The sequence below is a fragment of the Gilvimarinus polysaccharolyticus genome (assembly GCF_001187555.1).
GTDB lineage: Bacteria > Pseudomonadota > Gammaproteobacteria > Pseudomonadales > Cellvibrionaceae > Gilvimarinus > Gilvimarinus polysaccharolyticus.
Genome location: NZ_LFIJ01000001.1, coordinates 1,966,726 through 1,975,709, shown reverse-complemented (window position 1 = coordinate 1,975,709; position 8,984 = coordinate 1,966,726). Strand labels below are relative to the sequence as shown.

General features: G+C 48.4%; 9 protein-coding genes. 6 read left to right on the top strand and 3 right to left on the bottom strand.

What is annotated here, in order from left to right; all coding sequences use genetic code 11:
- The first annotated feature begins 420 nt into the window (after nt 1-420).
- From GILYN3_RS08675 to GILYN3_RS08665, 3 genes are all read left to right on the top strand, one after another.
- Nucleotides 421-1,476, top strand: a complete 1,056-nt coding sequence (locus tag GILYN3_RS08675) for a sugar phosphate isomerase/epimerase family protein (RefSeq protein ID WP_332307863.1) — start codon at nt 421-423, stop codon at nt 1,474-1,476.
- Complete coding sequence (locus GILYN3_RS08670; protein ID WP_049722482.1) at nt 1,476-2,621, top strand: Gfo/Idh/MocA family protein; 1,146 nt, start codon at nt 1,476-1,478, stop codon at nt 2,619-2,621. Before GILYN3_RS08675 ends, GILYN3_RS08670 begins: the two co-directional genes overlap by 1 nt.
- A gap of 77 nt (nt 2,622-2,698) precedes the next feature.
- A complete protein-coding gene (locus tag GILYN3_RS08665) occupies nt 2,699-3,928 on the top strand; it encodes an MFS transporter (protein ID WP_049722481.1) in 1,230 nt (409 codons plus the stop codon).
- 48 nt (nt 3,929-3,976) lie between these two features.
- On the opposite strand, the gene GILYN3_RS08660 is transcribed toward GILYN3_RS08665, so the two are convergent.
- Both GILYN3_RS08660 and crp read right to left on the bottom strand, forming a co-directional pair.
- Complete coding sequence (locus GILYN3_RS08660; protein WP_157484886.1) at nt 3,977-4,369, bottom strand: globin domain-containing protein; 393 nt, start codon at nt 4,367-4,369, stop codon at nt 3,977-3,979.
- A 129-nt stretch (nt 4,370-4,498) separates the two neighbouring features.
- A complete protein-coding gene (gene crp, locus GILYN3_RS08655) occupies nt 4,499-5,134 on the bottom strand; it encodes a cAMP-activated global transcriptional regulator CRP (protein WP_049722479.1) in 636 nt (211 codons plus the stop codon).
- Between the two features lie 288 nt (nt 5,135-5,422).
- Here crp and GILYN3_RS08650 point away from each other — a divergent pair, with 288 nt between their 5' ends.
- Entirely contained in the window at nt 5,423-5,842 is a 420-nt protein-coding gene (locus GILYN3_RS08650) for an OsmC family protein (protein WP_049722478.1), read from the top strand.
- An 86-nt stretch (nt 5,843-5,928) separates the two neighbouring features.
- On the opposite strand, the gene coq7 is transcribed toward GILYN3_RS08650, so the two are convergent.
- Nucleotides 5,929-6,573, bottom strand: a complete 645-nt coding sequence (coq7, locus tag GILYN3_RS08645) for a 2-polyprenyl-3-methyl-6-methoxy-1,4-benzoquinone monooxygenase (protein ID WP_049722477.1) — start codon at nt 6,571-6,573, stop codon at nt 5,929-5,931.
- 201 nt (nt 6,574-6,774) lie between these two features.
- Between coq7 and GILYN3_RS08640 the strand changes: the two genes are divergently transcribed.
- On the top strand, nt 6,775-8,256 hold the full coding sequence (locus GILYN3_RS08640; RefSeq protein WP_049722476.1) for an AAA family ATPase: 1,482 nt from the start codon (nt 6,775-6,777) through the stop codon (nt 8,254-8,256).
- A complete protein-coding gene (locus GILYN3_RS08635) occupies nt 8,253-8,894 on the top strand; it encodes a GDSL-type esterase/lipase family protein (protein ID WP_049722475.1) in 642 nt (213 codons plus the stop codon). Before GILYN3_RS08640 ends, GILYN3_RS08635 begins: the two co-directional genes overlap by 4 nt.
- The last annotated feature ends 90 nt before the right edge of the window (nt 8,895-8,984 follow it).

Here is an 8,984-nt window from a genome sequence, read left to right as displayed (position 1 = left end):
TGTGATCAGAAATCTCCTTAGCAGTATTTATTTGTAATACACGCCCCTTCAACTTCCCATGCTCACCTAATATCGCCGTGCTGGCGGTCACATCCACTGTGCGCGCCTATACACTAAGGCGCTATCGTGGTGCCAATTTATTGTTACCATTAAAGGGTAGGTTAGGTGGTTGTTGTCGCTTTGACCTTTATGTAAAGAAGTGCCAACTTCTGCCAAGTCTGGTGGCTTATGATGGGTATTTTGCTGTGGCTTGCTATACTCGTCCGGTCCAATAGTAGCGGTTGGCACAGCTCATCAAACGCGCTAAAGTGCATCGCTTCATATAAAAATAGATTTGCATATAAAACTGTAAGGTGGAAGTAGGACGGAGCACCCTATGTTGCGTTCAATTACACCGATCATGGGAGAATAATTGTGAAAATGATCAAAGGCCCCGCTCTGTTTTTGGCACAATTTGCCAGTGATGAAGCTCCGTTTAATACCCTAGAAAATATTGCAAAGTGGGCTGGCAGCCTCGGTTTTAAAGGTGTCCAGATGCCGTCTTGGGACAAGCGTCTGTTTGATTTAGAGCGTGCCGCCACCGATTTAGATTACTGCAAAGAGGTCACTGAAACTCTCGCTAAATATGGTTTGGAGTTGACCGAACTGTCGACTCACTTGCAAGGTCAATTAGTGGCAGTGCATCCAGTTTACGATGAAATGTTCGATATTTTTGCCCCTGAAGAACTGCACGGTAAGCCCCAAGAACGCCAAAAATGGGCCGTCGAGCAGTTGTATTTGGCTGCTAAGGCCAGTAAAAACTTTGGCTTAAAAGCACACGCCACTTTTTCTGGCGCGCTCTTGTGGCCCTTCATCTACCCTTGGCCACAACGTCCACAGGGCTTGGTCGAAACTGGCTTTGCTGAGCTCGGACGTATTTGGAAGCCGATTTTGGATGCTTTTGATGAAGCTGGTGTTGATGTCTGTTACGAGCTGCACCCCGGTGAAGACTTGCATGATGGTGTGACTTTTGAGCGCTTCTTGAAAGAGGTAGACAATCATCCACGCGCTAACATTCTGTACGATCCCAGTCATTTTATGCTGCAACAACTGGACTACCTAGCCTTTATCGATCGTTATCACGATCGGATTAAAATGTTTCATGTTAAAGATGCCGAATTTAACCCTACCGCACAGCAGGGTGTATATGGCGGTTATGAGGGGTGGGTCGAGCGTGCGGGTCGTTTTCGCTCTTTGGGTGACGGTCAGGTCGACTTCAAAGGTATTTTCTCGAAGTTAACCCAACACAACTACGATGGCTGGGCCGTCATTGAGTGGGAGTGCTGTATGAAGCACCCTGAAGCTGGCGCAGAAGAAGGCTCACGTTTTGTCTCGGAGCATATTATCCGCATTACCGATAAAGCGTTTGATGATTTTGCCGGCGGTGAGGCTGATGAAGCCAGTAACCGTCGTATTCTTGGTTTGGGGGGTAAGTAATGGCAGCGTCAAGAATCCGTTTAGGTATGGTCGGTGGTGGCCGAGGTGCTTTTATTGGTGCGGTACATCGTATTGCGTCACGAATAGATGGTAAGTATGAGCTGGTTGCCGGCGCGCTATCGTCTAACCCAGATAATGCCAAGGCATCCGCTGAAGATTTATTGATTTCCCCAGAGCGTTCGTATGCCTCTTACGAGGAGATGTTTAAAGCTGAGGCCGCACGCGCAGACGGTATTGAGGCGGTGGCTATTGTCACTCCTAACCATATGCACTTCCCGGTTGCTAAAGCCGCCCTTGAGGCCGGTATTAACGTCATTTGCGATAAGCCTGTTACTCGTACACTCGAAGAAGCGTTGGAATTGGAAAAGCTGGTGAATAATTCCGATTGTTTCTTCGCTTTGACCCATAACTACAGCGGTTATCCGTTGGTGCGTTACGCCCGCGAGATGATCGAACGCGGGGACTTGGGGGATATTCGCTTGGTGCAGGTTGAGTACCCGCAAGAGTGGCTGACAGAGGCGCAAGGCGATGATAATAAGCAAGCGTCCTGGCGCACTGATCCTGCCCGTTCCGGTGCAGGTGGTTGTCTGGGTGATATTGGCACCCACGCCTTCCAATTAGCCCGTTTTATTAGCGGTCAAAAAGTGAGTTCGGTGTGTGCCGATTTAACCGCTTTTGTGCCGGGCCGAGCGGTGGACGATAACGTCCACGTCATGATGCGCTTTGAAAATGGCGCCAAAGGCATGATGTGGACTAGTCAGGTAGCTCCTGGCTGTGAAAATGGCCTTAAAATTAGACTTTACGGCGATAAGGCCGGACTCGAATGGTCGCAAGAAACTCCTAACGAGCTTTGGTTAACCCCATTGTTTGGCCATCATCAGCGTATCACCCGGCGCAGTGACAATATTGATAGCGACGTTGCCGCACGAGGGATTCGTATCCCGCAAGGGCATCCTGAGGGCTATCTTGAAGGTTTTGCCACGGTTTATAGTGATATTGCAGATGTACTGCAAGCGAAGCGCGAAGGCAAAACGGTTGATATTCAAAGCTGGATCCCCGGAATAGAAACCGGCGTAGAAGGCTTAAAGTTTATCTCGGCGGTGATTGCTTCGTCCGAGGCAGACAGCCGCTGGACGGCCTTGTAATATAAACCAGCGCTGAGTACCTAAGTGCTCAGCGCTTAACATAACAATAACCAAAGAAACACCAAAGGCTGAAGATTATGACTGAAGTCCATCGTACCAAAATATTTACGGCGAGCTGCGTCGCGTTGATTGTAACCGCCATGACCTTTGCTATTCGCGCCGGCATTCTTAGCGAGCTGATGCAGGATTTCACTTTAACCAACACCCAGCTTGGTTGGGTCAATGGCATGGCATTTTTAGGTTTTCCTGTCGCCATGATGTTTGGCGGGTTAATTTATAATTATCTAGGGCCTAAAAAGCTACTCGCTATTGCATTTATTTGTCACGTTGCGGGGCTGGTGTTAACTATCACCGCATCTGGCTTTATGACCTTGCTGTTGTCGAGCTTCTTTATTGGCTTTGCCAATGGTTCTGTAGAAGCTGCATGTAACCCATTGATTACTGAGTTGTATCACGACAAAAAGACCGCGATGCTTAACAAGTTTCACGTTTGGTTTCCGGGCGGTATCGTAATTGGCTCGTTAGTCTCATTAGGTATGAGTAAAATGGGTTTTGGTTGGCAGTGGCAAATCGCTATTATGCTGATCCCCACAGCTATCTACGGCTATTTGGTATTTGTCGAAAAATTCCCAGTCTTAATACATACCGAAACTTCAACGGTTAACAACATCAAAGCATTGATATCACCGCTGTTTATTTTTATGGTGATCTGCATGAGCGTCACCGCCATTTCTGAGTTTGGTCCGCAGCAGTGGGTGGAAAAGACACTTGGCAGTTCCGGCGTTCACCCAATGGTGATTTTAGCGATGGTGACGGGATTAATGGCGGTTGGACGTTACTTTGCCGGCCCTGTTATTGAGGCTCTTAATCCTGCGGGTGTGCTGTTGGCATCTTCTGTGATAGCTACTATTGGTATTTATACAATGAGCTTTGCCACCGGTGGCATGATTTATGTGGCGGCAATATTGTTTGCTATTGGTGTAATGTATTTCTGGCCGACAATGATTGGTTTTGTCAGCGAGTACCTACCTAAAACGGGTGCATTAGGCATGTCGCTTATTGGTGGTGCAGGTATGTTCTCGGTTAGTATTTGGAACCCAGTGATTGGTGGTTGGTTAGATGCGGCTAAAAGTGAGGCTATTTTGGCTGGTAAAGTTGGCGCCGAAGCAGATCTTGCCGCGGGTGTGGCTACCCTAGAAAATATGACGCTGTTCCCTGCGGCTCTTATTGTGGCATTTACCTTCTTGTTTATTATTCGTAAAAAGTTAGTAAAAGGTGAGATCAAGGCCGCGCCACTGGCCGATTAATGTGTTCCATAAGCAATAAAAAAACCCGCTTTTTAGCGGGTTTTTTTATTAATATGAGTTTTTAATAATCTCGATCCCTGGAGTGAGGGCGCTAACCCAAGCTTGCTCTATGTTCTGGTCAAATTCACGGTCATGTTTTTTTAAGGTGGCGATCAATGCTTTAAGCCAATCTCGGTACCAATGCGGTTTTATGTTGTAGCCGCCGCGACTATGGCTTTCTCCGAGCGCTTCGAGCTTGGTGGCTGGCATGCCTCTGGCGTGAAGAATTAACTGCATAATACCGTTGCGGAGCAGATGCCTTTGTTGCTTCATGTCAGTATCGACAAACAATGCTCTGATCTCGTCGGAGCTGGACATAAAGTTATCGTAAAAATCGACAAAAAAGGAATCGCTGTTGCAGCAGCGGCCATAGCTTTGAAAAACGATATCGTGATCTTGCACCTTAATACTCCTAGTTGGTATTGAGGCGGGCATAATAACGCAGGCTATAAGCGAGGGGAATTGTTAGTTAAATTTAAAACGCCCGCTTAGTTGCGGGCGTTTGGCGTAATTCAAAATAGTTTTTAAAGTTTAACGTGTACCAAAAACTACCATTGTCTTACCTTTTACATCGACCAAGCCTTGCTCTTCTAAGGTTTTTAATACGCGGCCGACCATCTCCCGTGAGCAGCCAACAATACGGCCGATTTCTTGTCGGGTGATTTTAATCTGCATGCCATCTGGGTGGGTCATTGCATCGGGCTCTTTGCATAAATCGAGCAATGTGCGAGCAACCCGGCCGGTAACATCTAAAAAGGCTAAGTCGCCAACTTTACGCGTTGTGTTGCGTAATCGTTTTGCCATTTGTGAGCTTAATGAGAATAAAAACTCTGGATGTACTTCAGCGACTTCTTGGAATTTGGAGTAACTAATTTCGGCCACTTCGCACTCAGATTTTGCTCTAATCCAAGCGCTACGAGAATCCTCTGTATCAAACAGGCCCATCTCGCCAAAAAAGTCGCCATCGTTTAAATACGCGACGATCATTTCACGGCCTTCGTCATCCTCGATCAGAACGGTAACCGAGCCTTTGACGATGTAGTATAAAGAGTCGCTAGTATCGCCTGCGTAAATAATGGTGCTTTTAGCCGGATAGCGACGACGATGACAATGGATGAGGAAATCATCTACATTGGTAATGTGTGGTGTTAGTGAGGCGGCGCTCAATGTGCTGCTCCTGACATAAATGTCTCAATATCGGTGGGGCATTATGCCGTTAAATGCGCAAAGTACCAAACTTAGACACTAAGGTAAGTTTATCTTTGTGATCTAGTTATAACGCAGGCGGTAAAATTATATTTTAGTTATGTAAAAATGTCGTATTACGCGTCAATTGTAGCTGAAGTGCGTATGGCGAGAGGTGTGAATATGGTAATCTTGCCGCCACAATTGGTGCACAAGTAAAATGTTAAAAATTGTAGCGCTAGAGTAAATTGAAAAAAGAGGCACAGTGATATGCAGGCGACAGTAAAGTGGGTCGATGGCGCTCAATTTTTGGGTGAATCAGGTAGTGGTCACAGTGTGGTTATGGACGGACCAGAAGACCACGGTGGGCGCAACACTGGTGTGCGCCCAATGGAAATGCTGTTGCTAGGTCTGGGTGGTTGCTCAACCTTTGATGTGATCAGCATTTTAAAAAAAGCGCGTCAGCAAGTGCGCGACTGCCGAGTTAATATTACCGCCGAACGTGCAGATGCGGTGCCCGCTGTGTTTACTAAAATTCATTTACATTTTATTGTTGCCGGCGACGAGTTGAAAGAAAAGCAAGTAGCGCGGGCGGTAGAGTTATCGGCAACAAAGTATTGCTCGGCTTCTATTATGCTTGAAGGGGCAGGTGTAGCAATAAGCCATGACTTTGAAATTGTTGAGGCTTAATACACATAACTAATCTGGCGGTGATAAGCATCACCGCGTTTCAATAACGAGTTAAAGCGTGTTGTGGCCCTCTACCGCAGAGGCGTTTAAATATAATAACTTGCTGTTGTCATTGCCTTAGAGGTTAGAGTCATCAGCGCCTTTATCGGCGCTGCAAACTGTATCCCGCCCGCCTCAAGTGCAGTCTGTGCGTGGCGAGCTTCATCCGCCAGCATTTTTTTGACAACCACACGCGATTTCACGTCGGCTACCGGCAGGCTATCCAGGTGTGATTCCAAATGCTTGCACACTTGTTGTTCGGTGGCGGCGACAAACCCTAGGCTGACTTTATCGCTAATGAGTCCAGCCGCGGCGCCAATAGCAAATGAGGCGCCGTACCAGAGCGGATTGAGCACGCTCGTGTGGCCATCTAATTGGTTAATTCGATCCTGACACCAGAGCAAGTGATCCTCTTCCTCGGCTGCCGCCTCTTGCATCTTCTCGCGTACATCCGGCAGTTTGGCCGTGAGTGCTTGTCCCTGATATAACGCCTGGGCGCAAACCTCACCGGCATGGTTTACCCGCATAAGCCCAGTCGAATGCTTGCGTTCGGCACGGTTTAGCTCGTTTTCTGGGCAAGAATCAGCAGGCGATGGCCGGTTTGTTAATGTTTGGCTGCCAGCAAATGCTTGTAACGCTTTATCGGCGCGGATAATTAACTGATCAATAGGTGAGAATCGAGCCTGAGTCATCGTTTGCCTTTTGGGTTGCGTCACTAATAAGCGCTGTGTTGTATGGTTTGGGTCGAGCGTCTAAAAATTAGGGCTTAGTTAGTGTCTGGTTAAGTATTGCGCGCCGTGTTTTTAATAGTAGCCGCTATTGGGGTTAAGGCCAAGGCACTTGCACTGTTGCGCTAACACTGGCAGCATTTAATCCACCTAAGGAGATGCCGTTTGCAAGATACGTCCGATATAAATCAGATCATAGATGCCAGTATTCCGTTGGTTGTAGTCGAAACCTATGAGGAAAAAAAAGCCGAAGACATGCTTTTGCGGGTTTCTCGTCAGCGCGATATTCGACTGGCTCGCTGGAGCCTCACCGATGGTCTGACGACGCTCAGTTTTGGGCCACAATTAGCCGCAAAAGAAACGCGCCTGAACGAACCTGTCGAGCTACTGCGCCATATTAAAGCCTCCAATCAGGCTTATATTTATGTGTTGTGCGATTTTCATCCATTTTTGCAAGACCAGCCCGAGGTGGTGCGACTGATCAAAGACATCGCACTTAACCATCTGGCCGTGCCTAATACCCTAATATTTTTAAGTCATCGGCTAGAGTTACCTAAAGGATTATCGCGTTACGCTGCTACCTTTACCATGGCATTGCCAAACGATGAGCATATTATGCGTATCATTCGTGATGAGGCAAAGCGCTGGTCGCAAAAGCACGGTGATACCCGTATTCGCACAGATAACATCACTCTTAAAAAACTCACCGCAAGCTTACAAGGCATGAGCGCTAGTGATATTCAACGCTTGGTGCGGGCTGCCATTTGGGATGACGGCGCGATATCGGCCGAAGATCTGCCGAAGATTAATCGCAGCAAATTTCAAATGCTGGATCTAGAGGGAATCGTCAGCTTTGAGCAAGAGGTAGATAGCTTTACCAACGTGGGCGGGTTACATAATCTAAAGCAATGGCTAGAGCATCGCCGTGACGCCTTTACCAGCGACGCCCCCGTTACCGACCGGCCCAAAGGTATGTTGCTATTGGGCGTGCAGGGGGGCGGCAAAAGTCTCGCGGCTAAAGCTGTCGCCGGCATGTGGGGGTTGGCGTTGCTGCGGCTCGATATGGCGGCGCTTTACAACAAATACATCGGCGAGACCGAGCGCAATTTACGCCAAGCCTTGCAGCTGGCCGATGCCATGTCACCCTGTGTGCTATGGATGGACGAAATTGAAAAAGCCATGGCCCAAGACGGTAGCGATAATGGCGTTGCCCAGCGATTGTTGGGCACCTTGCTTACCTGGATGGCCGAGCGTCCTAGTCGTGTGTTTATCGTGGCCACCAGCAACGATATCAGTCGCCTACCGCCCGAGTTAATACGCAAAGGGCGTATGGATGAAATATTTTTTGTCGACCTACCCGACGCCAAAGTACGGCAAGATATTTTCAGCATTCACTTACAAAAGCGTCACTTAAATGCTGCGGATTTTGATCTTGCACAATTGGCCGATGCCAGTGCTGGCTTTAATGGTGCCGAAATCGAACAAGCGATTGTCGCGGGGTTATTTCAAGCCAACACCAATAAACAAATACTTGATACCCATACCTTGTTGACAGTTTGTGCCGACACCAGTCCTTTGTCGGTGGTAATGGCCGAGCAAATGGCCCAGCTACGCTCTTGGGCCGCAGACCGAACAGTACCCGCATGAATATAAAAACGTGCAATGGGCAACGGCTACTGCGGTTTTTGTTGTTGTCTTTGTTGTTGTCTTTGTTGTTGGTACTAAGTGCTTGCTCTAAAACGCCAGCACTGGCGCCGCTGGCAGCTGATGCGCGTGTTTTGGCGTTTGGCGACAGTCTCACAAAAGGCACTGGCGCGGCGGCTGGGCAAAGCTATCCAGAGTTTTTGGCGCAGGTGCTGGGGCGTCAAGTAGTCAATGCGGGGGTGCCCGGTGAGGTATCCGCCCAGGGGCTACAGCGTTTACCCAGCGTGCTCGACACGGTGCAGCCCGATTTATTAATTCTGTGCCATGGCGGCAACGATATTTTACGCACCCTTGATAAAACCCAGCTTGCCGAAAACTTACAGGCAATGATCGACTTGGCCCAAGCTCGTGACATCCCTGTCGTCTTGATTGCTGTACCGCAGCGCTCGTTACTGCTGCGCGCAGAACCCTTGTATCAAACGTTGGCCGAGCACAATAATATCCCGCTGCAGAGTGATATCGTGGCAAACATACTCGCTCAGGCCGACTGGCGCTCCGATCGAGTCCATCCCAATGGTTTAGGCTACCAGCAGTTAGCAAATGCCGTGCGTGATTTACTGCACGATGTCGGCGCTATTTAATCTGGGCATAATGGGCGATCTGGTGCTGCTCGGTAATCTTTAGGCGACGGTATTGACTCAGTTCTCTTTAACCTACGTTTTAACTCGCTA

Bases quoted from the DNA above. Each gene is read 5' to 3' on its own strand.
- GILYN3_RS08675 (WP_332307863.1), top strand. From the start codon at position 421: ATGATCAAAGGCCCCGCTCTGTTTTTGGCACAATTTGCCAGTGATGAA.
- GILYN3_RS08670 (WP_049722482.1), top strand. From the start codon at position 1,476: ATGGCAGCGTCAAGAATCCGTTTAGGTATGGTCGGTGGTGGCCGAGGT.
- GILYN3_RS08665 (WP_049722481.1), top strand. From the start codon at position 2,699: ATGACTGAAGTCCATCGTACCAAAATATTTACGGCGAGCTGCGTCGCG.
- GILYN3_RS08650 (WP_049722478.1), top strand. From the start codon at position 5,423: ATGCAGGCGACAGTAAAGTGGGTCGATGGCGCTCAATTTTTGGGTGAA.
- coq7 (WP_049722477.1), bottom strand. From the start codon at position 6,573: ATGACTCAGGCTCGATTCTCACCTATTGATCAGTTAATTATCCGCGCC.
- GILYN3_RS08635 (WP_049722475.1), top strand. From the start codon at position 8,253: ATGAATATAAAAACGTGCAATGGGCAACGGCTACTGCGGTTTTTGTTG.